The following is a 25044-nucleotide window of genomic DNA, read 5'->3' as shown; positions in this document are numbered from 1 at the left end:
TCTTATGTAATAATCTGCGAGCCTGTTTTTAGATGGGCTATTTGGATGGTTATTGGGGTGGGGAATGGTTGATTTGAACTCTATTTTTGCTGTGATTGTTTTTTATATAAAAAATAAATAAAAAACAAAATATCTAAGTGTTTTAATGCTCATAGATGCATAATTTTACATTCTTCTGACATTTCAGAGGGGGCGTATTTTTAGGGTGATGGCGCGTCTGAAATACACTAACCGTTTGAATGGAATGAAAATGAAGAATAATAAAAGCTATTTTTACCTAATCCCGATAGTCGCCTTGTTAAATGGATGTTCGGATGATAGTGAGCTGGAAACGGATTCCCGTCAGTTTGTTCCGTACACCCTAGATAAATTGTATTACCCCAACGATTTGTTGCTTAGTGATAGTGACGGGACGATTGAACTACCTGCTGAACAAGATGGCAGTGTTGTCGATTATCACGACTACGAGAATGTGTATGGTGCCCTGGATGGTTGGTCGACCGGGTACCCGATGACGCTTCCATTAGTTGGTTCGGATATTGCGATAGATCCAGAGACGTTATCCGAGAGTGTGATTCTCTTTGACGTTGCTAGCGGACAACGATTGGTGGCAGGAGAAGACTTTGTTACTAGCCTGTCGGAAAGCCAGGATATTGTCATTAAGCCGATGAAAATATTCCCGGAGTCGACGACCTATGTATTGGCACTGACAAATGGTATCAGGGATATTCAGGGCAATGAGCTTAAACCTTCTCCGGGTTACGAAAAGCTTGCCAAGGGCGAATCCCTGGATGACCCGTTAAGCGATCAAGCTATGGCACAGGTTCAGCGCAATCAGAGTCAGTTAAAAGCGGCCGGTGTCGCCGGTGAGATTGTATATAGCGCCGAGTTTACAACCCAGAGCATTTATCCGGTCATGGAAGCTGCCCGGGACAATATCCCAACTCAAATGCTGCAAAACCTCGCATTGAAGGCCAAGGGAAGAGATTATTGGACGTATAGTGCCACGATTTCCATTCCGTATTATCTGGATATGCCAGCCTCTTCGAATTGTGAAGTGTCTTCATTGTATGAACGCGGTAGTGATAAATACCAGCAGATTGATGCTGATCCGGTTGGCTACTGTCCGCCTCTTTATAGCTGGTGGAATGATGTTAATGGTAACTTTGTCCATGGCCTAAACCCAGAACCGGCAATTCGCTCGGTGCAGGAAATTCCAGTAATTATCTATTCCCCGGTAAATTGGAATCCTATTCAGCTTTCTGGAACGGCGGATCCATTACCGACGTCTATTTTTGTCCACGGCATAACAGGATGGAAAGAATCAGCAGGAACCATGGTTAAAAGCATTGTCACTCAAGGCAATGGCCGCCTTGTCGTGGCGATTGATCAGCCACTTCACGGCGAACGCGGTATTGACCTCAACAACGATGGCGTAATAGATATTACGGCAACCAGTTCAGAAGATAACGAAGATAAATCGGTTTATCTGAACCTGTTGAGTCCACTGACATTACGTGACAATCAGCGTCAGGCCGTGCTGGATCAGCTTGCGCTGCGAAAAGCGCTTAATAGTACGCCGTATATCGATAATACAGACATCAGCCTTATCGGCCATTCTCTGGGGGGAATCATCTCCACTATGGTAAGTGAGATGTCGCAGGGCGTCGACGAACTGGCCTTTTCTACCGTTACTCTGGTGGTGCCGGGAATGCATCTAACAGATCTGGTGATGAACTCTATGTTGCTTGGTGAGGAAGTGATTGGCGAGATCAAGAAATCAACCGATGTCCAGCTAGCCGTTGCCGGGATCCTCGGTGTCTATGATGAGTCGCTGCATTCACCAGAAGAAGGATTGAACGCGTTACGTGACTTTAAACGCGTAAGTCAGGAGAACCGCGATAAAGCCGCAGAACTCGAGGAGATGATTTACGGTATGGTGATTGAGGAAATGACGGCTGCGATTCAGGCGGCGGTTGATGCAGGGGATCCAGCAAACTTTACGACCAGACAAGCGACGAATACTGAGCAGCCAATTTTGCTGATTGAAGCGGCAGGGAACTGTGGTGAATTCTTGGGTGAGTCATGTATTGAAGGGGTTGAATACCTGTCTGATACTGTTGTTCCCAACAGTGCCGAAGGCCTGCCGCTAGCGGGTACAGAGCCTCTAATCCGCCATTTGGATCTCGATCCAATTTCGCAGTCTATTGAAGATGGCTCGGAGATCATTAAAGGTGCTGTTCGCGTTAAGCACGGTGGTCACGGAACCTACCTGTTCCCTTATGAGGGGGCTGTTTCCTATGACGGGAAAGATAACAATGAGGGAGTGCCGTCGCTACCGGGTGATGATCAATTCGACATGGCGGAAGTGAAAGCATCAATGGACATGCAGCAACTGGCGGTATCTAGCTTTGTGACAAGTGGCGGTGTTGACGTGGTTGTTGATGAAAACCTTGTCCATGGAGACACTGATCCCACTGCGAAGTAATTATGGTTTATCTTGGGTGTTTTTTGTTCGGTCGGTCTGGCGCAAGGTTGCAACTGCGTAAGGATTTGGTAAAAGAACAGTATGTTTCAGGGTGCACAGGAGGTTAGGATGACTGTTGCCGTAAAATCTGTAGCTGAAAAGTTGCTAAGCCCTGCCATTTTGCTTCAGGCAAAAACGGATGGGGCACTTAATGCACTGGAAGCGGTGTACACCAAAGCCCGTTATGCAAGGTTTACCCGGGTTAAGTGGGGCGCTGACTACTATGATGGCATTCAGTTTGATGACGGTAGCCATATTAGTGTCCGTCCTGGCCCATTTAACCGCTTAATGCTTGTCGCGACTGACGCGAGCGCCCAGTAACGCCAATTGAAATACCTTCTTCAAATCCCTTTCAGATGATAATTGTCTGGAAGGGATTTCCTTATTTCTCACTTGAATCTGCTCATTGAAAGCCACGTAACCATATATGAGATCAAAGATTTCATATATGGTTGTTGTGATTTTTCTGTTAGAACTTTAAGTTGCTAAATGACCGAACAAAAATAGGATAATTAACGGATGATTATCCTTACTAGCAGGGAAATATCGTTTTTTGGAGTACGATAAATGAAACTTAATACAGCAGGGCTGTCACATTCAGCCATATACTGCTTATCGTCAGCGTCTAACGCTGCGACATCCTCTCGCCAACATTCTGCCAGCTCTTCTGCCTTCGCCTCTCAGCATGACGGTTTTTTTGCCTATTCGCGATTTAGCTTTTTTAGCTAATAATTCTTGTCTGTCCTTTGGGGACAATTTTTCTTTATAGACTGTTTTACAACAACTTTGCCAAAAGTTTGTATGTATTGCCGTTAGCTTGGCTGCTGACCACAGCTAAGAATAAGTGAGATTGCCAAATAGACAGTGTTTAAGTACTGCTAACGGGAAATCCTCTAGCAGAGTCGATCTATTTTTCAGAGATATTTGTTGTGAACTTGAAGTTATTGGGTAGTGCGCTGATTGTTGCGGGTACGGCGCTGGGTGCGGGAATGCTGGCAATCCCGATGGTATTGGCACAATTCGGACTGTTATGGGGCACCTTAATGATGCTCTTCATCTGGTCTGGAACGACTTATGCGGCCTTGCTGCTTTTAGAAGCCAGTATTAAAGCCGGTGGTGGTTTGGGAATGAACACCATTGCCCGCAAAACGTTGGGCAAGGGTGGCCAGGTAGTTACAAACGGCTTGCTTTACGCTTTGCTGGTTTGTTTGTTGATGGCTTACATCATTGGAGCTGGTGATCTGGTTAAGAAAATGATGAGCGGTCTGGGCGTTGAGCTGACAATGATGCAGTGTCAAATCGCCTTTGCGTTAATTGCCGGTATCGTTGTTGCAGCCGGTACAGCGGCGGTAGATAAGCTCAATCGAGTGCTGTTCGCCATTATGGTGGTAATGCTGGGGCTGACATTGGTATCACTGGTACCGACTATTTCTGTTGAAAACCTTTTGGAAGCCTCCAGTGATAGCAAGATTGATCTGATCAAAACAAGTTCGGTGCTGTTCACCAGCTTTGGTTTCGTGGTGGTTATCCCGTCTCTGGTGACTTACAACGAAGATGCCACGCACAAACAGCTACGAAACATGATCATCGGTGGCTCCTGCATACCACTGGTTAGTTACCTGTTCTGGCTGTACGCTGCGATGGGTAACTTGTCTGCTGAACAGATGACGTCTTTTGCAAACGTTTCTGAGCTTATTGCGACACTGGGCGCTGAGCATGGCATGATCAAGCTGGTGCTATCTGTCTTTACTGGCCTTGCGCTACTGACGTCGTTTCTGGGTGTGGCTATGGCGCTATTTGATCAAAATGCTGATGCCTTTAAACAGAACAGGGCGGTCACTTATGTACTGACATTCATCCTGCCTCTAATGGGGGCGCTATGGGCTGCAGATCAGTTCCTGGCAGTACTGGGATATGCCGGCATTATTCTTGTTTTCCTGGCGATTTTTGTGCCGATGGCGATGACTATCAAAGTGCGTAAGCTGCAAAGTGTTCAGGAAGATGCAGTCGAGTATTACCAGGCCGGCGGTGGCCAGCTTGCATTGGGGATGAGCTTTTTGTTTGGCTGTTTCTTGTTGGCGGCTGAACTAATCTAAACTCTTCATCGGTTAACATTTTCTGAGTACAGCAAAAGGGCGTTTACCAGACGGTAAACGCCTTTTTATTTTCAGAGATAGTCGTTGAATATGAAGAGAGCATGCTTGTTTGACCGAACGAACATGCGCCGAGTTGATAAACTTTGAGTGACCGAACAAAGATTTATCCAGCTTCCCTTTGGAGTAGAGCATGGGAATAGGGTGGGAAGCTGTTCTCATTCAACAAGTTGATCATACAAACTTTTATTGCGTGCTGCTATAGAACTACGGGATTCAGAGCTACCGACATCTGATTTGAAGTGTAAACTAAGCAATACACACGGTTGAAAAATAGGCAGTTTGCTGTAGCCTTTTATATCGGTTTCGTTTTCAGATAAGGAGAGTCAATGTTTTGGAATGTCGCTGAGCAAGTGACCCAGCAAGCACTCGCTGATAGCCTCTTGATGCCAATAACAACAGAAGCCGAGGTGATCATGGAGCAGGGAGTCGATTACCTCGGTTATGTTGTGACGCCTAACGCCAGTAAAAAGCCGATAGCGAAAGCGCCGCAAGCGAACCCGTTTCTGCCCTATGAGCCATCTATGTATGTCGGAGAAGCCGGAGAGCATCATGTGTGTCTGCTCAATAAGTTTCCTGTCTTATCACCTCATTTGCTAATTTGCTCCAAAACATTTATTCCCCAAACCTTTCAGCTGTGTCTGGCAGATTTTAAAGCGTGGTTATTGGGCTTCGATGATAGGGATGTCTTTGGTTTTTACAATAGCGGCCCGCTTGCCGGAGCTAGCCAGCCGCACCGTCATATGCAGCTGGTAAAAGCTGATATACCGCTCGAATCACTCATAATGTCAGGCTCTCTGCCTTTCAGGCATTGTCTTTTTCTACTCTCAAGGCCGAGTGCAGATGAGTTGTATCAGCATTATCTGGATGCATTGAAGGTGTTGTCGTTGATTGATGATGAAGGGAAGTGCCGCCCTTACAATATCTTACTGACAGAGCGCTGGATGCTGGTACTGCCGAGGAGAATCAATAATATCGAAGGTGTGTTTGCCAATGCGCTTAATTACAGCGGCAGATTTCTGGTAAAGCGGCCGGAGCAGCTTAGGTGGCTACAGCAATACGGCATTATGCGCTATCTCGCTGAGTGCAGTGGGAGTAATCAAGAAGTCGCACCAAAACATCATTGAAGTAGTTCTTGCGCTCATTTCCTATATGCATTTTTCTTTAGGTACAGATAAAAAATAACCCCAGTTACCGAGGTAACTGGGGTTATCGATAGGTTAAAGTAATTTAAAAATTACTTCTTACCGTCTTTTTCTTTCTGCTCTGCGATTACTGCTTCAGCAACGTTTGCAGGACATGGTGCGTAGTGTGAGAACTCCATAGAGAACTGACCACGACCAGAAGTCATTGTACGTAGAGTACCGATGTAGCCGAACATTTCTGATAGAGGAACGTCTGCTTTAATACGAACACCAGTAGTACCAGCCATCTGATCTTTGATCATGCCACGACGACGGTTAAGGTCACCGATAACATCACCAACGTGATCTTCTGGAGTGAACACGTCAACGTGCATGATTGGCTCTAGAAGCTGTGCACCTGCTTTAGGCATAGTCTGACGGAATGCACCTTTCGCTGCGATTTCGAATGCTACTGCAGATGAATCGACTGCGTGGAAGCCACCGTCGAATAGTTCAACTTCAACGTCAAGAACAGGGAAACCAGCTAGAACACCAGTGTCCATCATGCCAGCAAAACCTTTCTCGATTGCAGGCCAGAATTCTTTAGGTACGTTACCACCAACAACAGTTGAAGAGAACGTGAAGCCAGAGTTTGGCTCACCTGGTTTGATACGGTAGTCGATCTTACCGAACTGACCAGAACCACCAGACTGCTTCTTGTGCGTGTAGCTATCTTCAACAGGTTGAGTGATAGTTTCACGGTAAGCAACCTGTGGCTGACCAACAACTAGGTCAACACCGTAAGTACGCTTAAGGATGTCAACTTTGATGTCTAGGTGAAGTTCACCCATACCTTTCAGGATAGTTTCACCTGAATCTTCGTCAGTCTCAACCTGGAATGATGGATCTTCTGCAACCATTTTACCGATCGCGATACCCATTTTCTCAGAACCGCCTTTGTCCTTAGGAGCAACTGCGATTGAGATTACTGGCTCAGGGAAGATCATTGGCTCAAGAGTACACTCGTGCTTAACATCACATAGAGTGTGACCAGTCTGAACGTTCTTCATACCAACAACAGCGATGATATCACCAGCTTGTGCGCTAGTTAGTTCGTTACGCTCGTCAGCCTGCATTTCAACCATACGGCCGATACGCTCAGTCTTACCAGTCGCGCTGTTAAGAATTGTGTCACCTTTGTTCATCTTACCTGAGTAGATACGGATGAATGTTAGGGCACCGAAACGGTCGTCCATAATTTTGAACGCAAGAGCACGTAGAGGCTCGTTCTCGTCAACTAGTGCAACTTCACCAGTTGGCTCACCAGTTTCTGGATCTGTTAGCGGCTGTGGATCAACTTCAGTCGGAGCTGGTAGGTAATCAACAACTGCATCAAGGATTAGCTGCATACCTTTGTTTTTGAATGCAGAACCACAGAAAGTTGGGAAGAACGCTAGGTCACGAGTACCTTTACGGATACAACGCTTAAGCTCTTCGATAGAAGGCTCTTCACCTTCCATGTAAGCTTCCATTAGGTCGTCGTCCTGCTCAACAGCAGTCTCAACAAGCTCTTCACGGTAAGTTTCTACGTCATCAACCATATCCGCTGGGATATCTTTGATTTCGTAGTTTTCTGGAAGACCTGTGTCATCCCAAACGTAAGCTTGACGGTTTAGTACGTCAACAACACCAACGAAGTCATCTTCGCGACCGATTGGAAGAGTCATAACTAGTGGGTTAGCACCTAGAACGTTCTTAACCTGGTCAACAACGTTGAAGAAATCTGCACCCATACGGTCTAGTTTGTTAACGAAGATCAGACGAGCAACTTCTGATTCGTTCGCGTAACGCCAGTTAGTTTCTGACTGAGGCTCAACACCACCAGAACCACAGAATACACCGATACCACCATCAAGTACTTTAAGTGAACGGTAAACTTCAACTGTGAAGTCAACGTGTCCAGGAGTATCGATAACGTTTAGACGGTGGTCGTTCCAGAAACAGCTAACTGCTGCAGACTGGATTGTAATACCACGCTCAGCTTCCTGCTCCATGAAGTCAGTAGTTGATTCGCCGTCGTGTACTTCACCAGTCTTGTGGATTTGACCAGTAAGCTTAAGGATACGCTCAGTAGTGGTGGTTTTACCCGCATCAACGTGCGCGAAAATACCAATGTTTCTGTATTTAGATAAATCTGCCATTGTTTTTCTCTATAAACAATTACTGTCACTATTCGGTGGGGGAGTATATCACTGATTCAAACAAAGATTACAGAGCCCATGCACTATAAAATGAACATTTGCTTGTTTTTGCTCCGTCTTTTCTATATTTCCAGCTCAAACGCTCAATAAAACCACAAGGTTACCAATGAGATAAGATAATCTGCTGGGAAATGACCCATATACAGGTTGCTTATCGTTGTGGTAGACGTTGCAGATTGTTAACCGAACGCTTTGTGATAATTCTCCGTGTAGTTTGAGTCTGGTGTTGTGACCCATAGTTGAATCGGATTAAGTCTAGTTCGGTTAGGCCTCGTGCACCAGTTGTGTACCCATATTTTCAGGACCTGATGGAAGATAGTTAATGGCCTAGTCATTGCCATTGTTCCAGCATGAAAGACTGGCTGAGTTTGACAAAATTGTAAGTGCTAGACTTTTCCTGAATAAACCGGAGAAGTGATATGAGCATGCTACTGACCGAACATACTCGAGATAGGATATGGACAATTGACTATCCGGTACATTACGCCGGTTTAGATTTCTTCTCACGGATGACCGTGATTCGCCTTATAGATGATCGGCTGCTCCTGCATTCGCCTTGCCATATCAGTCCGGCATTGAAAGCGCAGCTTGATCAGTTGGGAGAGGTTGCGTATATCGTTGCTCCGGGCTCGTATCATTACCAGCATGTTGTTTCCACACAGGATACATATCCGTTAGCACAAACTATGATTTGTCCGGGTGTTGAACAGAAAGTGCCGGATTTGCAGTTCAGCGAGTTCCTGTGCGACAAGGTCCCTAACTGTTGGGTTGATGACTTCGATCAGGTATTGGTGCGAGGGGCTAAGTATATGTGGGAGGTCGCTTTTTTTCACAAGCCGAGTCGAACGCTCATCCTGGTCGATCTTGTCGAAAACATTGGCGATAAAACAAAAGGGGTTGGCTGGGGGCTGAAGTTTTGGTGGAAGTTGGTTTTTCGAATGTGGAATCATCCCAAGCCTGCGCCTGAGTATCAGTTGGGCTGGAAGGATAAAGTTGCAGCAAGGCAGTCTTTATTGCAGATACTGAACTGGGATTTCGATCGAGTGATTATTTCTCATGGTGATTTAATCAATCATAACGCCAAGGAAATAGTTAGGCAGGCCTGGGAGGTGCCGCTTGAGCACTGACTCTATCTGTGTGGAATAACCAAAGAGGTCCTGGTTATTCCGTTTGCAGTCTATCACTTGCTATATATAGGCGGCTATTTATTTGTGGTTAGAGAAATTATCGCCCTTTGCCATGCGGTCATAAAGGATAACATTAACGGCAGCAGCCAGGTTCATACAGCCTGTGGTCGGTACGTAAATTGTTTCACGACAAAAATCGGTGATCTCTTTTTTCAGCGTGTTGTCTTCCGGACCGAAAATATAAAAGGCGCGCTTCGGGTGTTTGTAATCCGGCAGCGGTTTTGCCCCTTCAATCAAATCAACGGCAACAGGCACGCAGTCATGCGGAATGATATCTTTTAGGTCCTGTACCCCGATGAGTGGAATGTCCTGATAGACGTTTTTGGTGTCAGTACAAAACTTTTTGGCAAGGTCATAACGTGTCCCTGTGTAAAACACCGAGTTTACGCCGTAGCAGCCAGCTGCGCGCATTACCGAACCAACATTTTCAGGGGTTTTGGGGTTGAATAGCCCGACACAGGAGTAGCCTTTGCTCATATCGCGTATTTCTTCAAAATTTAAAAACGAGGCGGGATTATACGGATTTTTCTGCAAAATTGCAGGAACAAAAGGAATTCGGCTAGCTGATGGGTAGGAGAGTTGAGGTAACAGCCCCACTAGATGGCGGGACTGTTGCCAGTCAGCAGGGTGTTAGCCGCAGCACTTTTTGAATTTCTTGCCGCTACCACATGAGCAAGGGTCATTACGGTTGGGCGTTTTCTCGAAAACGGTCGTTTTTGGTTTGTTCAGGATTGTTTCTAGTTCTACGAGATTTTCTTTTTCTTCTGCACTGACCGTAATCGTTGCAAACAGCTGGTTTTCGGTAAGGATAGCTTCAACTTCTGCTTTGCGCTCTTCACTATTGACGATAAGCGGTAGCGGGTTGGTTTCGGTACCTAGTTTGGCTGCACGTTTGGTGTTGTAGCCGAAGCTTTCGTGCTTGGGCTTTTTCTCGATGCGGCCTTTATAGAAAAATTTAGACATAACCTGAATCCTGAATAACGTATTCCGCACCTGCGGAGAGGGAGGGGATGTTAACGGCTAACCGTGCTGCCTGCAAGTCATAGGCCATATCAGTGGATAACCTTTGTTCGACAGAACAAAAGCGTTATCCGCGTCGGACAGATTATGATGTAACCAAGCTCGTGACATTGTCGAATAGTGATTACTGTCCTATCGTAGAATAATGATAATTTGAACTTTTTTAACCTCAAGCAGGACGTTCGAGGTAAGCAGGGAGACGCTAATGTTGAAAAAGATACCATTATTCGGGGCAATGTTGTTCGCTACCGGTGCGATCCATACCGTCGATGTTTATGCTGCCGAGGTAATAGAGTCGACCAATCTGGTTGGTTTCGGCAGTGCGAAATACCCCAGTAACTTTACCCATTTCGACTACGTGAATCCCAAAGCCCCTAAAGGTGGCCAAGTTACCTACGCCCAGGTAGGCACGTTTGATAGTTTTAATCGTTATGCCAGTCGGGGAGTATCTGCAGCCGGTGCGGATGCTATCTATGATACCTTGTTTGTTTCCTCTACAGATGAAATCGACAGCCACTATCCGCTTATTGCAGAAAAAGTACGTTATGCCGATGATTTCACCTGGATGGAGGTAGACATCAACCCCAAGGCCCGCTTTCACGATGGCCACCCTATAACGGCTGAAGATGTTGCTTTTACGTTTGAAAAATTCCTTAAAGAAGGGGTTGCACAGTACAAGGTTTATTATAAGGACGTTAAGTCAGTAACGGCCAAGTCCAAACTCACTGCCCGTATCGACATGGTTAAACCCAATCGCGAAATTCTATTTTCGCTGGTACAGGGAATGGTTGTGCTCCCAGAGCATTATTGGAAAGACAAAAACCTGAGTGAGCCTCAGAGCACGCCCCCTCTTGGTAGTAGTGCCTATAAAGTTGCCAGCTATAAATCAGGCCAGAGCGTGACATATTCGCTGGTTGATGATTACTGGGCCAAGGATTTGCCGGTGAATATCGGTCGCCATAATTTTGAAACCATCAAGTACGACTACTATCGTGATGAAACGGTAACCCTCGAAGCCTTCAAGGCGGGTGAATACGACATCCGGGAAGAGAATGTTGCCAAGTTCTGGGCCACTATGTATCAGGGGCCTAACTTTGATCAGGGCTATATTCTCAAGGAAGAGATCCCACACCAGATCCCGCAATCGATGCAGGCTTTTGTCTTTAATACCGAAAGTCCATATTTTCAGGACGCCAGAGTCCGCGAGGCACTGACCTATGCAATGGACTTTGAATGGATGAACAAAAGCTTGTTCTACAACCAGTACAAACGCACCCGCAGTTATTTCCAGAATACTGAGTATGAAGCAAGCGGCCTGCCCACCGCTGATGAGCTCAAGGTGCTTGAGCCTGTGAAAGATAAAGTGCCGCCGCGGGTATTTACCGAGGCTTATCAACCGCCGGTGACTGACGGTTCGGGACGGATCCGTAGCCAGATGCGCAAGGCCCTTGGGTTGCTGAAGCAATCTGGCTGGGTACTGAAGAACAAGGTGATGAGCAATGTCGAAACAGGCGAACCGTTTGCCTTTGAGTTGTTGATCTATAGCCCGACTACCGAGCGTCTGGCAATCCCAGTGCAGAGAAACCTCAAATTGATGGGGATCGATATGAAGATCCGCACCGTCGATACTACCCAGTACATCAAGAGATTGCGTGATCGTGACTTTGATATGGTGTCCCATGGCTATGGTGCCAATCCTTATCCGAACCCTAACTTGTTGATAGCGTGGAACAGTAACTTTATTGACAGTACCTACAACACGGCAGGTGTCAAAGATCCCGCTATTGATTATCTGACTGAGAAGATCGCTGAAAATCAGCAAGATCCGGATGCTCTACTCAGTTATGGGCGAGCGCTAGACAGGGTGCTGCAGTGGAATTTCTTCGTGATCCCGCAATGGCATATTAGTCAGTTTCGTGTGGCCAGCTGGGATAAGTTCTCCCGTCCGTCGGTAAGGCCCAAGTATGCGCTGGGCAAGGATACCTGGTGGATTGATCCGGTGAAGGCCGCCAAGCTGCCGGAAAAACGCCGCTAGCGAATAATATTACGATTGAGGAGCCAGCGTTCTGTGCTGCCGATACGTTGTTCGCCTTGGGAAGTTTTAATAAGGCATAGGGAAAGATGACTGCTTATATAATTCGTCGTTTGTTACTGGTTATTCCGACCTTGTGGGCGATTATAACCATTAACTTTTTTGTCATTCAGATTGCACCGGGCGGCCCTGTCGAGCAGGCAGTCGCCCAGCTTGAAGGGCACTCGTCCGGTATCATGGAACGTTTCACCGGCGGAGGCCAGGAGGTTCAGGCCGTAGAGCCGGGAGACAATGGTTCTGGCTATCGTGGTTCGCGCGGGTTGGATCCCGAAGTGGTCGAAGCCATCAAGGTGCAGTTTGGCTTCGATAAGCCTCTGCATGAGCGCTACTTCGATATGCTGAAGAACTATGCCACCTTTAATTTTGGCGAGAGCCTATTTAAAGGGGGCAATGTGATCGATCTGATCATCGATCGTTTGCCGGTCTCTATCTCACTCGGACTCTGGAGTACTCTGATCATCTATTTTGTCTCTATTCCGCTGGGGATCGCCAAGGCCATTAATCATGGTTCGCGGTTTGATGTCTGGAGTAGTGCCGTTGTGATTGTCGGTTATGCCATACCGGGCTTTTTGTTTGCCATCTTGTTGATAATCTTCTTTGCCAGTGGGAACTATTTTAGCTGGTTCCCGTTGCGTGGTTTGGTGTCGTCCGACTTTGACCAGCTGGCGTGGTATCAGCAGATCATTGATTATTTCTGGCATTTGACCTTGCCAATTCTGGCCATGGTGATCGGTGGGTTTGCTACCTTGTCGATGCTGACCAAAAACTCCTTTCTTGATGAAATTAACAAGCAGTATGTGGTGACGGCCCGGGCCAAGGGGCTCGATGAGCGCAGCATTCTCTATCGTCATGTATTCCGTAATGCCATGCTGATCATCATAGCCGGGTTCCCCGCGGCGTTTATCAGCATCTTCTTCACTGGCGCCATGCTGATAGAGGTCATGTTCTCGCTGGAAGGGATCGGGCTATTAGGGTTTGAGTCGACCATACAGCGTGACTATCCGGTGGTATTCAGCTCTTTATATATCATGACCCTGCTAGGACTTTTGTTAAACATCATTTCGGATTTAACGTATACCTTCGTTGATCCACGCATTGATTTTGAGGCGCGCTAGTGAAAATGAATCCGTTAACAAAGGAGAGACTGGCGAGATTCCGTGCCCATAAACGCGGTTACTGGTCGTTGTGGATTTTTGCTTTGTTGTTTTTTATCAGCCTGTTTGCCGAATTGGTTGCCAACGACAAGCCGCTGCTTATCCGTTTTGATACCAACTGGTATTTTCCAATCATCGAGCAATATACCGAAACCGAATTTGGCGGAGAGTTTGAGTCTGAAGCCGATTACACCGACCCCTATGTGATTGACTTAATTGAGGCCGATGGCTTTATGATCTGGCCGCTCATCCGTTTTAGTTACGATACCATCAACTATAACCTGACCGGGCCAGCACCGTCGCCACCTGATAATGTGAACTGGCTGGGGACGGATGATAAAGGGCGGGACGTACTGGCACGGATCATTTATGGTTTCCGGATCTCAGTGTTATTCGGGTTTGCCCTTACTGTTATCTCGACCATCATCGGGGTGATTGTCGGCGCTTGTCAGGGCTATTACGGTGGTTGGGTCGATTTGTTTGGTCAGCGTTTCATCGAAGTGTGGTCGGGAATGCCGACGCTGTTTCTGCTGATCATTCTTTCCAGCTTTGTCGAACCCAACTTCTGGTGGTTGCTTGGGATCATGGTGCTGTTTAGCTGGATGGGGCTTGTTGGTGTAGTGCGAGCCGAGTTTCTGCGTTGCCGGAACTTTGACTACGTGCGTGCCGCCCAGGCGTTGGGTGTTGGTGACGGCCGAATTATGTTACGCCATATGCTGCCAAATGCCATGGTCGCCTCGCTGACTATGATGCCGTTTATTCTCAGTGGCTCGGTAACGACATTGACCTCACTGGATTTTCTTGGCTTTGGCCTGCCGGCAGGTTCACCGTCGTTAGGCGAGTTACTGGCGCAGGGTAAAACGAACTTACAGGCTCCCTGGCTGGGTTTGTCTGCGTTTGTTGTATTGTCAATTATGCTAAGCCTGCTGGTATTTGTCGGTGAAGCAGTTCGGGATGCATTCGATCCCCATCATCAGAGATAAGTTATGGCAAAACCAATACTTACAATTGAAAACTTATCGGTTGGCTTTCAGAGCGGCGACAGTGTCAATCAGGTCACCCATGATGTCAGTCTTTCTATTCGCCGTGGTGAAACACTGGCGCTGGTGGGGGAAAGTGGCTCGGGCAAGTCGGTAACGGCCAATGCAATACTGCGCCTGTTGCCAAGGTCCTCTACTCGTTATATCGGTGGCCAGGTTATCTATGACGGCACAGATATGATGGCGTGCAGCGAGCGCGAGATGCGCAGAATGCGCGGCGATCGGATCGGGATGATTTTCCAGGAACCGATGATGTCGCTTAACCCGCTGCACAAAATTGGTCGCCAGTTGTGTGAAACCTTGGCCATCCACCGAGGGATGAGGCAGAGAGATGCTGAAAAGCGTGCATTGAGCTGGCTGAAGAAAGTCGGTATACGCAATGCCGAAAAACGCCTGACAGCTTATCCGCATGAGCTTTCGGGGGGCGAGCGTCAGCGGGTAATGATTGCAATGGCGTTGATAAACGAACCTGAGCTGTTAATTGCCGATGAGCCGACAACAGCGCTGGATGTGTCGGTTCAGGCGCAAATACTGGAGCTGCTCAAAGATCTTCAACAGGAAATGGGTATGGCAATGCTATTTATTACTCATGACCTGAGTATTGTCCGCCGTATTGCAGATCGTGTGGCTGTTATGCAGCTAGGCAGACTGGTCGAGACAGATACCCGGGAGGTGATATTCAATAATCCCTCTGATCCTTATACGATAAAGCTGATCAACTCTGATCCGAGCGGCAGTCCGGTTTCAGTTTCAGCCAGTGCCGAGCCTTTGTTCGATGTGAATGAATTGCGGGTGTGGTTCCCGATCACTGGCGGCATTTTGAAAAGAGTGAAGGATCATATTAAAGCCGTTACCGATGTCAGCTTTATTCTGCGCAAGGGCCACAGTGTTGGCTTGGTGGGAGAAAGTGGCTCCGGTAAATCGACAACCGGTATGGCGGTGCTGAAACTGCTCAACAGTGAAGGGCAAATTCGTTTCGATGGTGTTGATATATCGGCGCTCAGCCGTAAACAGATGTTACCTTACCGGAGCAAGTTACAGGTGGTTTTTCAGGATCCGTTTTCGGCGCTCAATCCACGTATGTCGGTTGCGCAGATAATTGGTGAAGGGTTAAAAATTCACAAGTCGCTGACCCCGGAAGAAGAGAACGAGGTGATTTGCGAGGCAATGCGGGAAGTTGAGCTGGACCCGGACACCCGTCACCGCTATCCCAATGAGTTTTCAGGCGGACAGCGGCAACGTATCGCGATTGCCCGTGCCCTGGTATTGAAACCGGAGTTTATTTTGCTCGATGAGCCGACATCATCGCTCGACAGGACCGTGCAGTTTCAGGTCTTGAGCTTGCTAAAATCCCTCCAGCAGAAGTACGGGTTGAGCTATCTGTTTATCAGTCATGATCTCCATGTTGTGAAGTCACTCTGCCATTACACCTTGGTGCTTAAAAATGGCCAAGTAGTTGAACAGGGTGACACGGCGCAAGTCTTTAATGAACCACAACATGCCTACACCCGAGAGCTAGTGAACTTGTCATCAGTCTAAATAGTTAACCGGTTTACCTGTATGGTATATGTTCAGTAACTATTTGGCTTTATCGTCTAAACTTTTCCCACAACAAGGTTTTACCTATTACTGTAATAGGTAAAACCGAATTTCCCTTCTTTTTCGTAGTGCTAACATCCGGTCTATCAAGACATTGTCTTGCAGATCTTGTTGTTCTGAATGGAAAAACTCTATGGATAAGCCAGAAAATAATTGTATTGTCATTTTTGGTGCGTCAGGCGATCTGACCCACAGGAAATTGATCCCTGCTTTCTACCATCTCTATGCCAATGGGCAGTTACCTGAAGAGTTTGCCATTTTGGGTGTTAGCCGCACGGCATTCTCCGATCTTGCATTCAGAGAAAAGCTCAAGCAAACACTGATGACCACGGAGGAAGTGGACGAACAGACGCTTGAGGCATTTTGCCAGCATTTGCATTATCAGGCTCTCAATACGGCAGCAGCTGAAGATTACGCGTTGCTGAAAGAACGCCTGGATAGGATTGGTAAGCAGTGCCATACCAATGGCAACACCACCTTCTACCTGGCTACACCGCCAAGTCTGTACAGCGTGATCCCAGAAAATTTGGCTGCATACGGTCTCAATGATGAATCGAACGGCTGGAAGCGCCTGATTGTCGAGAAACCCTTTGGTTATGATCTGGCTTCGGCACAGGCTTTGGACCAGCAGCTCCATCGCTATTTTCAAGAGCACCAGATTTACCGAATCGACCATTACCTGGGTAAGGAAACCGTGCAGAATTTGTTGGTTTTCCGCTTTGCCAATGGGATGTTTGAGCCGCTATGGAACCGTAACTTTATCGATTATGTCGAAATTACGGCTGCAGAATTTCTCGGTGTTGAAGAGCGCGGTGGCTATTACGACGGAGCCGGTGCGGTGCGTGATATGTTCCAGAATCACCTGCTGCAGGTACTAGCCATGGTGGGCATGGAGCCGCCAGCGGCTATCAATGCCGATTCGATGCGTGACGAGGTTGTGAAGGTGATGAACAGCTTTCAGCCGTTGTCAGAGCAGGATTTAAAACAGAATCTGGTATTAGGTCAGTACACGGAATCTGATGTTCGCGGTGAGCATCTGCCGGGTTATCGCGACGAACAAGGGGTGGCATCCGAATCCCGCACCGAGACCTATGTTGGGCTTAAGATGTTCATTGATAACTGGCGTTGGAGCGGGGTGCCATTTTATGTTCGTACCGGCAAACGCCTTCCAACCCGAGTGACCGAGGTGGTAATTCATTTCAAGAAAACGCCGCACCCGGTCTTTAGTGCCAATGCGCCAGCCAATAAGTTGATTATTCGTATCCAGCCGGATGAGGGCATTCTGATGAGTTTTGGCCTCAAAAAACCGGGTGCCGGGTTCGAAGCCAAGGACGTGTCGATGGACTTCCATTACGAGAGCCTTGAGGAAACTCATATGCTGACGGCCTACGAGCGGTTGCTGCTTGATTCAATGAACGGTGACGCAACACTGTTTGCCCGTACTGACGCAGTAAAAGCTTGCTGGAAGTTTGTTCAGCCAATTCTTGACTACAAAGAAGATCCCAAACACCTGTACGGCTATGCTGCAGGCACCTGGGGGCCAAAAGAAGCTGATGCCCTGTTGGCTGGCGACAATCGAGAGTGGCGCTTCCCTTGTAAGAACCTGACTAATACCGATTACTGCGAGTTATAACCATGATGAACTATTCAATCTTTGATACCCCCGAGCAGGTTGTTACTTCGCTGGCCGAGTCCATCGTTGAGTACAGTCAACAAAACCGTCCGGTACATATCTCATTGTCTGGTGGTAGTACACCGGCTCTGTTGTTCAAAGTATTGGCACAGCCGACATTTGTAGATGTCGTCCAGTGGCAGAATTTGCATTTCTGGTGGGGAGATGAGCGCTGTGTCTCGCCAGATAGCCAGGAGAGTAACTATGGTAATGCCAAGGCCTTGTTATTCGATCATATCTCGATACCGGCTGAAAACATTCACCGTATTCGCGGCGAAGAGTTTGCGGCACTGGAAGCGGTGCGCTTTGCCGAAGAAATGAAGGCGGAGATCCCCCATGAAAATGGTGTACCGGCGTTTGACTGGGTACTGCTCGGGATGGGGACGGATGGACATACGGCATCGCTGTTCCCCGGCCAGACGAATTACGACACAACCGAGCTTGCAACCATTGCGGCTCATCCGGAAAACAGACAAATCAGGGTATCCAAGACCGCGTATTTGCTGTCTCATGCCAAGCGAATCACTTATTTGGTGATGGGGGAGAGCAAAGCGCCGGTGATTAAAGCCATTTTTGAGCAGTCAGCCGAAGCATCCGCGTATCCGGCGGCAAATATCAAGGCCGAAAATGGTCTGACAGAATGGTTTTTAGATTCAGCAGCCGCCAAAGAGCTGGCATAAGGAGAAAGAAATGAAAGGTGATATTGGTGTAATTGGCTTGGCTGTGATGGGCCAGAATTTGATCCTGAATATGAATGATCATGGCTTCAAGGTGGTCGCCTACAACCGTACTGTGGCCAAGGTTGACGAGTTTTTGAGTGGTGCTGCGAAAGGAACCAACATTGTCGGGGCAACCTCGCTGCAAAACCTGGTTGATCAGCTCGAAAGTCCGCGAAAAGTGATGTTGATGGTACGTGCAGGTGAAGTGGTTGATCAGTTTATCGACAGCTTGGTTCCGCTGCTGGATGAAGGCGATATTATTATCGATGGCGGTAATACCAATTATCCGGATACTAATCGACGTGTTGCGGCACTTCGTGAAAAAGGGATCCGTTTCGTCGGTGCCGGTGTATCCGGTGGTGAAGAAGGTGCACGTTTTGGTCCTTCCATTATGCCCGGTGGTGATCCGGAGGCATGGCCGCATGTGAAGCCGATTTTCCAGGCTATCGCCGCGAAAACCGATAAGGGCGAGGCTTGCTGTGACTGGGTTGGCAGTGAAGGTGCCGGTCATTTCGTGAAAATGGTACACAACGGGATTGAATACGGTGATATGCAGCTGATCAGCGAAGCCTATCACTTCATGAAAGAGGGGCTCGGAATCTCGCATGATGAGATGCAGTCAATCTTTTCTGACTGGAATAAAACGGAACTAGACAGCTATCTGGTTGAAATTACAGCCGATATTCTTGGCTATCGAGATCAGGAAGGCGAACCGCTGGTGGAGAAAATTCTCGATGCGGCAGGTCAGAAAGGTACAGGCAAGTGGACAGGGATCAATGCTCTTGAACACGGTATTCCACTGACGCTGATCACTGATTCTGTATTTGCACGCTGCCTGTCATCGCTTAAAGAACAACGTGTCGAGGCTGAAGCGTTGTTCGATAACGCGATTCAGCCTGTTGATGGCGAGAAGTCCGAGTGGGTTGATGCGCTTCGCCAGGCGTTGCTTGCATCGAAGATTATCTCCTATGCACAGGGCTTTATGTTGATCCGCCAGGCTTCGGAGGAGAATGATTGGTCACTCAACTACGGTAATGTGGCCTTGATGTGGCGTGGCGGTTGCATTATCCGCAGCGCGTTCCTTGGGAATATTCGAGATGCATTCGAAACCAATCCGGATTTGGCCTTCCTTGGTCTCGATCCTTACTTCAAGGCTATTTTGGAGCAATGTCTGCCAGCATGGCGTAAAGTCGTTGCCAAGTCGTTTGAAGTAGGTCTGCCTATGCCTTGTATGTCATCGGCGCTGACGTTCCTTAACGGTTACACTACGGCCCGTTTGCCAGCCAATATGCTGCAAGCTCAGCGCGACTACTTCGGTGCGCATACTTATGAGCGCACGGATAAGCCTCGTGGCGAGTTTTTCCATACTAACTGGACAGGTAAGGGAGGAGACATTTCTTCTACGACTTATGATGTGTAACGGTGAGATTAACGCCCAACAAAGATAACAAAAGCGCAGTGACTACCACTGCGTTTTTTGTTTGTCGAGCAGGAAGAGCGTGAGCAGTCGCTGTCATTACACTTAGTAAGAGCAAGGTTAATGGTTAAGACCTTGTTAAATTTTAACGGGCTGTAGCCTGGGTCCAAAAAAAGGTTGTGGCTAGGAAAACATTAAAGTTAGTAACAAATACTAAAACTTATTTAATATAAAACACATAGTAAACGTGCTGCTATTTACTGGTTAATAAATGTGCAGCTTTTATAAGAGCTGCGAATTTATCTGCTTTATCATCCTGCTAAATCTGTGATCAATAACATAAATATTGGTTTGCTTGCCTGCCTATTGTTCAAAGAATAAGGGGCTAAGCCTTTCTCTTGCAGTACAAATAACCATGCATTTCATGGCATAGGGATAAATTCACTGGTTGTTAATTTAATGTTGTTGTTCTGTGCTGTTGCTCACGCTTAATTGACTGATGAAATAAAAATCTTAACATTTAGCTTACAATCTGCTTATTATACTGCCCACGCATTAACCATAATCTATAAGACAGGGAGATTTTAATGCAGTCGTTAGTAGATTTTCTAAACGGAATAATATGGAGCCCGGTACTGATTTATTTGTGCCTGGGTGCTGGTTTGTTTTATTCCATCGCCACTCGTTTTGTTCAAATTCGTCACTTCAGAGAAATGTGGCGCCTACTATTATCCGGTAAGAGTTCAGATCAAGGTATTTCCTCTTTTCAAGCACTAGCCGTTTCTTTGTCTGGACGTGTCGGTACCGGTAATATTGCAGGTGTTGCTGCAGCAATCGGTTTTGGTGGTCCGGGTGCCGTATTCTGGATGTGGGTTGTTGCCTTCCTGGGTGCTGCGACAGCATACAGTGAATCAGCTCTGGCGCAGATTTATAAAGAAGAAGACGAAGACGGTCAGTTCCGTGGTGGTCCGGCTTACTACATCGAAAAAGCAATGGGCCAAAAGTGGTATGCATGGATCTTTGCTATTGCGACTATTTTCGCTTGTGGTGTGCTTCTACCTGGTGTTCAGTCAAACAGTATCGGTAATGCGGTTGAAGCTGCATTCGGTACAGGTGGTATGATTGAAACAACTATCGGTACTATCAGCCTGGCGAAAATCGTAACAGGTACAGTTGTCTCGATTATTCTGGCATTTATCATCTTTGGTGGTGTGAAGCGTATTGCTAGCTTTACCCAGATTGTCGTTCCATTTATGGCACTGGCCTACATCATCATTGCCTTCATTATCATCCTGCTGAACATCAACTTGGTACCTACGGTATTCGGTATGATTGTTGGTGATGCATTTACACCTATGGCTGGTGTTGGTGCAGCAATTGGCTGGGGTGTTAAGCGTGGTGTTTACTCGAATGAAGCCGGTCAGGGTACAGGTCCTCATGCTGCGGCAGCGGCAGACGTTGATCACCCGGCACAGCAGGGTTTGGTTCAGTCGTTCTCTATCTACATCGATACACTGCTAGTATGTTCTGCTACAGCATTTATGATTATTATCACTGGTGCTTACAACGTTCACGGTGGTGCAGAAGGTACATTCCTGGTACAGAACCTGGCTGCTGATATTGGTGCCAACGGTCCTGTGTTCACTCAGATGGCTATCGAAAGTGCAATGCCAGGTATCGGTAAACCGTTCATCGCATTTGCTCTGTTCTTCTTTGCCTTCACAACGATTCTTGCTTACTACTACATCGCGGAAACTAACATCGCCTATATCCGCCGCTCACTGAAGCTGCCTGGCATGATGTTTGTACTGAAAATTGTTCTGACTGTAGCGGTATTCTACGGCACAGTGAAAGCAGCAAACCTTGCCTGGGCAATGGGTGATGTGGGTGTAGGCCTGATGGCATGGCTGAACATTGTTGGTATCCTGATCATCTTCTTCTTGTCGAAGCCTGCTCTGAAAGCGCTGAATGATTACGAAGCGCAACAAAAAGCAGGTGTAACAAAGTTTACTTTCGACCCTGTGAAGCTTGGTATCAAAAATGCTGACTACTGGGAAAAACGCTTGAAGTCTTCAGGTAAACCAGCAGCTCAGCCAGAAGATGTTGACGGCGAGCCGGTTAAGCCGACAGCGTAACTGAACCATCTATTGAAATGTGTAAAGGGTTAGCTTAGTGCTAACCCTTTTTTCTTTTGAGTCTGTTTCAAATGACATATGCCTATAGCGTATATGATGCGTGATGATTATCACAGATTTCAATCTTGCCGCAAATTAAGGCATCTGAGCTGATATGCAGTTCGAATAAATAGTTTTTCAATAGTTGAATAAACGATTGCATACCCTCAGTGTTGAACTTATGACAATAAGCGAGCGCCTAAGAAGGGATATCCTGGGAAAAACTCTGAAATGGTTGATCTCTAGCCAAGAATGGGACGAGATTAGTTTTTCATGGCGTCAAAAAACAGATAGAAATGTCAATTTATTAACTCTCCACTTTCTTATTCTGCGTGTTTAGACTCTAAAGTGAACAATTATTTAGTACTCAACTTTAAGCATATAAGACGTAGATCATGCACCTTTCATTACAACGTATTGGTTTCAAGCAACGCATCATCATGACAGTTGCTGTATTGGTTGCGGTTGCTCTGTCGATCACCAATTGGCTGTCTTACAACAATTTCAAACAAGATAAAATAGCGACAATTGAAGAGAAGTCTCAACTCATTGTTGAGAGTGCCAAACGAGAGATAGAAGTGTCTATGCAAAAAGGCGTAGATGCGCTTGAGTCAAGCAGGGCCTTCTACCAGGAAGAGCACTCAGACAGTGAATATGTCGAAGTGGCTAAGATGGTCACCAAAGCGGCCAGTTTTGCCAGTTTTACTGCTGGTTACAGCGATGGTCGGGCATATGGTGACTCAGGTGGAGATAACGGTGTCTTTGATGTTAAAGATTATGATCCTCGTACACGTGATTGGTATAAGCAGGCACTGACGAAGAACGGAACCATACTGACTGATTTTTACAGCGATGCAACCACGGGCGATCTGATGGTGAGTATTGCTACGCCAATTAGTCGTGAGGGTGTGGTGGTTGGTGATGTTTCGTTAAACAGCCTTAATGAAACAATCCGCCGGGTAAACTTTCCGGGAGCTGTTATTCTGATTCTCAGCGAAGAGTTTACTCAATTGGCCTCTACGGATCCAAGTGATGAGCTAGGCATTTACTTTGATATTCCTGATCTCGAGCAGAAGATGACGGCAATGGGATCGGGCGCGGCTGATTATCAATGGGCGGGTGTTGATAAGCGGGCTTATTTTTCTGATATTCCATTGGTTGATGGTAAGAGATGGTATTTGTACGTAGGTGTCAATAAGTCGGTGGTTTATGCCGATGTAGAGGAGGCGTTTACTAACTCTTTGATCACTTCGGCCACCATTCTTATATTTGCCTTGCTTGTTGTGGTTATGGTGTTAAATCGGCTATATCGTCCGATTGTTGCCCTGAAAGAAACTGTTATAGATCTTTCGGCAGGAAACGGCGATCTTACCCGTCGACTTGATGTGAACAGTCATGATGATCTGGGGAAAATCGCTGAAGGGATCAATACCTTCATCGCTAACCTGCAACAGATGATGTTGGAAGTCTCACAGGCGACGAACCATATCTCACGAAGTGTGGAAGATCTCAGAACGCAGTCTGAACAGAACGCAACCGTACTGCAGTCTCATGTCGATGAGACCGACCAGGTGGTGACAGCGATTAATGAGATGAGCATTACAGCCGAGACGGTGTCAGCAAACGCTGCCCAGACTTCTTCCCATACTCAGAGTACGAATGACCAGGCGCAACATTCAAAGGCAATTGTTTCTAATGCTGTGTCATCGGTCTCTGCGCTGGTTAATGATGTTGAGTCAATGGCAACCAATATCAGTGAGATGAACCGAAATAGTATGGATATTGCGGGTGTTCTCAAAGTAATTGGTGATATTGCTGAGCAGACAAACCTGTTGGCATTGAATGCGGCCATTGAAGCTGCACGTGCCGGTGAGCAAGGCCGGGGGTTTGCAGTCGTTGCCGATGAAGTGCGAGCCTTGGCTGCCCGAACACAGCAGAGCACCTCTGAGATTGAGCAAATGCTGACCAAGCTTACGACGGGGGCTGACAGTCTGGTGTCGAACATGAATGTGATTAAAGAGAGCTGTAACCATACCGCCGAGAATACGGCGCGGGTAAACCAGGATCTCGATACCATGGCGGAGTCTATCATCGAGGTGAATAATCTCGCGGTAGAAATCGCAACGGCTGCTGAAGAGCAAAGCTCTGTTTCTGAGGAAATTAGCAAAAACATGTCTTCCATCAGGGAGATGGCAGATACGCTTGCCGAGAGCGGACAGCAAAACGTTGAGAATAGCCAAATCCTGGCGTCGGCCAATACTCAGCTTGCGGCTATTGTTAGCAAGTTTAAGCTTGAAGCAAGTTAACCGTACAAGGTTACAACTAGTAAAGTTGCCGAAGTAGACAAACTCCCCCTTTTTTATGGCTATATACCCAAGCATCTTAAGGTAGCTTGGGTATATTTTTTCGTATCAACAGCCATTGAGGTTTTGGTACGATGTTTAGCTGTGGTTAGTACTGATCGTTGTGAAATAAAAACAAAAACGCACGTTGATGTGACTAATTGCCCATTTGTTTGGGGTTCTCAACTTATTTCTTCCTGATTGTCCTTTCTATTGTTATATTTTTGGAATAAAAATAACCGAGTATCTATTCTATATTCTGATTTATTAGGTAAGGTTTACAAATATTAGTACCGTGAGTTGTATTGATATTTAAACATGATGGTATATTTATAAAGGCAAGTAACTCACTCACTTCACAAACCTTAAAGAGCATAAATGCTCAAAATGGTATAAGCCTATTTCCAGCTTCATCAACTGGAATTGTTCATGTAAGATATGTTAATTGTAAAATATATGCGTCATTAAAGTTGCGAGCTGTTGGTGGTTTGTGCAATTTGTTGTCGTAGGCTAAATATCTATACCCACATTTGAGGTTAGTTCCGCTAATCACGGCCCTGTGA

17 protein-coding genes are annotated in these 25044 nt (G+C 46.8%); 14 read left to right on the top strand and 3 right to left on the bottom strand.

The window, feature by feature from the left end; translation table 11 throughout:
* The first annotated feature begins 250 nt into the window (after window positions 1-250).
* The 4 genes from L4D19_RS10545 (at window position 251) to L4D19_RS10530 (ending at window position 5807) form a co-directional block, all read left to right on the top strand.
* The gene (locus L4D19_RS10545) at window positions 251-2488 is read left to right on the top strand and encodes an alpha/beta fold hydrolase (protein ID WP_428452421.1); all 2238 of its coding nucleotides are present in this window, start codon (window positions 251-253) and stop codon (window positions 2486-2488) included.
* A gap of 108 nt (window positions 2489-2596) precedes the next feature.
* On the top strand, window positions 2597-2848 hold the full coding sequence (locus L4D19_RS10540) for a hypothetical protein (protein ID WP_428452420.1): 252 nt from the start codon (window positions 2597-2599) through the stop codon (window positions 2846-2848).
* Between the two features lie 608 nt (window positions 2849-3456).
* Window positions 3457-4623, top strand: coding sequence for an amino acid permease (locus L4D19_RS10535; RefSeq protein WP_428452419.1), 1167 nt, complete (start codon window positions 3457-3459; stop codon window positions 4621-4623).
* A 386-nt stretch (window positions 4624-5009) separates the two neighbouring features.
* Entirely contained in the window at window positions 5010-5807 is a 798-nt protein-coding gene (locus L4D19_RS10530; protein ID WP_428452418.1) for a DUF4922 domain-containing protein, read from the top strand.
* Window positions 5808-5917: 110 nt separating this feature from the next.
* Here L4D19_RS10530 and fusA read toward each other — a convergent pair whose 3' ends face one another.
* Window positions 5918-8005 carry an elongation factor G gene (gene fusA, locus L4D19_RS10525; protein ID WP_428452417.1) on the bottom strand — a complete coding sequence of 696 codons (2088 nt, stop codon included), beginning with the start codon at window positions 8003-8005 and terminating at the stop codon, window positions 5918-5920.
* Window positions 8006-8484: 479 nt separating this feature from the next.
* Between fusA and L4D19_RS10520 the strand changes: the two genes are divergently transcribed.
* A complete protein-coding gene (locus L4D19_RS10520) occupies window positions 8485-9192 on the top strand; it encodes a DUF4336 domain-containing protein (RefSeq protein ID WP_428452416.1) in 708 nt (235 codons plus the stop codon).
* Between the two features lie 78 nt (window positions 9193-9270).
* On the opposite strand, the gene L4D19_RS10515 is transcribed toward L4D19_RS10520, so the two are convergent.
* Window positions 9271-9729 (bottom strand): RNA methyltransferase, encoded by a 459-nt coding sequence (locus L4D19_RS10515; protein ID WP_160651078.1) that lies wholly within the window; start codon window positions 9727-9729, stop codon window positions 9271-9273.
* 153 nt (window positions 9730-9882) lie between these two features.
* Window positions 9883-10215 (bottom strand): PBPRA1643 family SWIM/SEC-C metal-binding motif protein, encoded by a 333-nt coding sequence (locus L4D19_RS10510; protein ID WP_428452415.1) that lies wholly within the window; start codon window positions 10213-10215, stop codon window positions 9883-9885.
* A gap of 292 nt (window positions 10216-10507) precedes the next feature.
* Between L4D19_RS10510 and L4D19_RS10505 the strand changes: the two genes are divergently transcribed.
* From L4D19_RS10505 to L4D19_RS10465, 9 genes are all read left to right on the top strand, one after another.
* Window positions 10508-12307: an extracellular solute-binding protein gene (locus tag L4D19_RS10505; protein ID WP_428452643.1), complete on the top strand. Its 1800-nt coding sequence runs from the start codon at window positions 10508-10510 to the stop codon at window positions 12305-12307.
* Window positions 12308-12393: 86 nt separating this feature from the next.
* The gene (locus tag L4D19_RS10500; protein WP_075763389.1) at window positions 12394-13479 is read left to right on the top strand and encodes a microcin C ABC transporter permease YejB; all 1086 of its coding nucleotides are present in this window, start codon (window positions 12394-12396) and stop codon (window positions 13477-13479) included.
* 5 nt (window positions 13480-13484) lie between these two features.
* Window positions 13485-14501 carry an ABC transporter permease gene (locus L4D19_RS10495; protein ID WP_428452414.1) on the top strand — a complete coding sequence of 339 codons (1017 nt, stop codon included), beginning with the start codon at window positions 13485-13487 and terminating at the stop codon, window positions 14499-14501.
* 3 nt (window positions 14502-14504) lie between these two features.
* On the top strand, window positions 14505-16097 hold the full coding sequence (locus L4D19_RS10490) for an ABC transporter ATP-binding protein (RefSeq protein ID WP_428452413.1): 1593 nt from the start codon (window positions 14505-14507) through the stop codon (window positions 16095-16097).
* Window positions 16098-16290: 193 nt separating this feature from the next.
* Window positions 16291-17790 carry a glucose-6-phosphate dehydrogenase gene (gene zwf, locus L4D19_RS10485; RefSeq protein ID WP_428452412.1) on the top strand — a complete coding sequence of 500 codons (1500 nt, stop codon included), beginning with the start codon at window positions 16291-16293 and terminating at the stop codon, window positions 17788-17790.
* A 2-nt stretch (window positions 17791-17792) separates the two neighbouring features.
* Window positions 17793-18509, top strand: coding sequence for a 6-phosphogluconolactonase (gene pgl, locus L4D19_RS10480; RefSeq protein ID WP_428452411.1), 717 nt, complete (start codon window positions 17793-17795; stop codon window positions 18507-18509).
* 10 nt (window positions 18510-18519) lie between these two features.
* Window positions 18520-19968: a decarboxylating NADP(+)-dependent phosphogluconate dehydrogenase gene (gnd, locus tag L4D19_RS10475; RefSeq protein ID WP_428452410.1), complete on the top strand. Its 1449-nt coding sequence runs from the start codon at window positions 18520-18522 to the stop codon at window positions 19966-19968.
* Between the two features lie 584 nt (window positions 19969-20552).
* Window positions 20553-22100 carry an alanine/glycine:cation symporter family protein gene (locus tag L4D19_RS10470; RefSeq protein ID WP_428452409.1) on the top strand — a complete coding sequence of 516 codons (1548 nt, stop codon included), beginning with the start codon at window positions 20553-20555 and terminating at the stop codon, window positions 22098-22100.
* A 434-nt stretch (window positions 22101-22534) separates the two neighbouring features.
* A complete protein-coding gene (locus L4D19_RS10465) occupies window positions 22535-24445 on the top strand; it encodes a methyl-accepting chemotaxis protein (protein WP_428452408.1) in 1911 nt (636 codons plus the stop codon).
* The last annotated feature ends 599 nt before the right edge of the window (window positions 24446-25044 follow it).

The sequence above is a fragment of the Photobacterium kasasachensis genome (assembly GCF_050336885.1).
In the GTDB taxonomy this organism is placed as follows: domain Bacteria; phylum Pseudomonadota; class Gammaproteobacteria; order Enterobacterales; family Vibrionaceae; genus Photobacterium; species Photobacterium kasasachensis.
This window is presented reverse-complemented; position numbering and strand designations above follow the sequence as displayed.

What these genes read in the sequence shown, in the direction of transcription:
- L4D19_RS10545 (WP_428452421.1), top strand. Translation starts at nt 251, where the DNA reads ATGAAGAATAATAAAAGCTATTTTTACCTAATCCCGATAGTCGCCTTG.
- L4D19_RS10540 (WP_428452420.1), top strand. Translation starts at nt 2,597, where the DNA reads ATGACTGTTGCCGTAAAATCTGTAGCTGAAAAGTTGCTAAGCCCTGCC.
- L4D19_RS10530 (WP_428452418.1), top strand. Translation starts at nt 5,010, where the DNA reads ATGTTTTGGAATGTCGCTGAGCAAGTGACCCAGCAAGCACTCGCTGAT.
- fusA (WP_428452417.1), bottom strand. Translation starts at nt 8,005, where the DNA reads ATGGCAGATTTATCTAAATACAGAAACATTGGTATTTTCGCGCACGTT.
- L4D19_RS10520 (WP_428452416.1), top strand. Translation starts at nt 8,485, where the DNA reads ATGAGCATGCTACTGACCGAACATACTCGAGATAGGATATGGACAATT.
- L4D19_RS10515 (WP_160651078.1), bottom strand. Translation starts at nt 9,729, where the DNA reads ATGAGCAAAGGCTACTCCTGTGTCGGGCTATTCAACCCCAAAACCCCT.
- L4D19_RS10510 (WP_428452415.1), bottom strand. Translation starts at nt 10,215, where the DNA reads ATGTCTAAATTTTTCTATAAAGGCCGCATCGAGAAAAAGCCCAAGCAC.
- L4D19_RS10505 (WP_428452643.1), top strand. Translation starts at nt 10,508, where the DNA reads ATGTTGTTCGCTACCGGTGCGATCCATACCGTCGATGTTTATGCTGCC.
- L4D19_RS10500 (WP_075763389.1), top strand. Translation starts at nt 12,394, where the DNA reads ATGACTGCTTATATAATTCGTCGTTTGTTACTGGTTATTCCGACCTTG.
- L4D19_RS10495 (WP_428452414.1), top strand. Translation starts at nt 13,485, where the DNA reads ATGAATCCGTTAACAAAGGAGAGACTGGCGAGATTCCGTGCCCATAAA.
- L4D19_RS10490 (WP_428452413.1), top strand. Translation starts at nt 14,505, where the DNA reads ATGGCAAAACCAATACTTACAATTGAAAACTTATCGGTTGGCTTTCAG.
- zwf (WP_428452412.1), top strand. Translation starts at nt 16,291, where the DNA reads ATGGATAAGCCAGAAAATAATTGTATTGTCATTTTTGGTGCGTCAGGC.
- pgl (WP_428452411.1), top strand. Translation starts at nt 17,793, where the DNA reads ATGATGAACTATTCAATCTTTGATACCCCCGAGCAGGTTGTTACTTCG.
- gnd (WP_428452410.1), top strand. Translation starts at nt 18,520, where the DNA reads ATGAAAGGTGATATTGGTGTAATTGGCTTGGCTGTGATGGGCCAGAAT.
- L4D19_RS10470 (WP_428452409.1), top strand. Translation starts at nt 20,553, where the DNA reads ATGCAGTCGTTAGTAGATTTTCTAAACGGAATAATATGGAGCCCGGTA.
- L4D19_RS10465 (WP_428452408.1), top strand. Translation starts at nt 22,535, where the DNA reads ATGCACCTTTCATTACAACGTATTGGTTTCAAGCAACGCATCATCATG.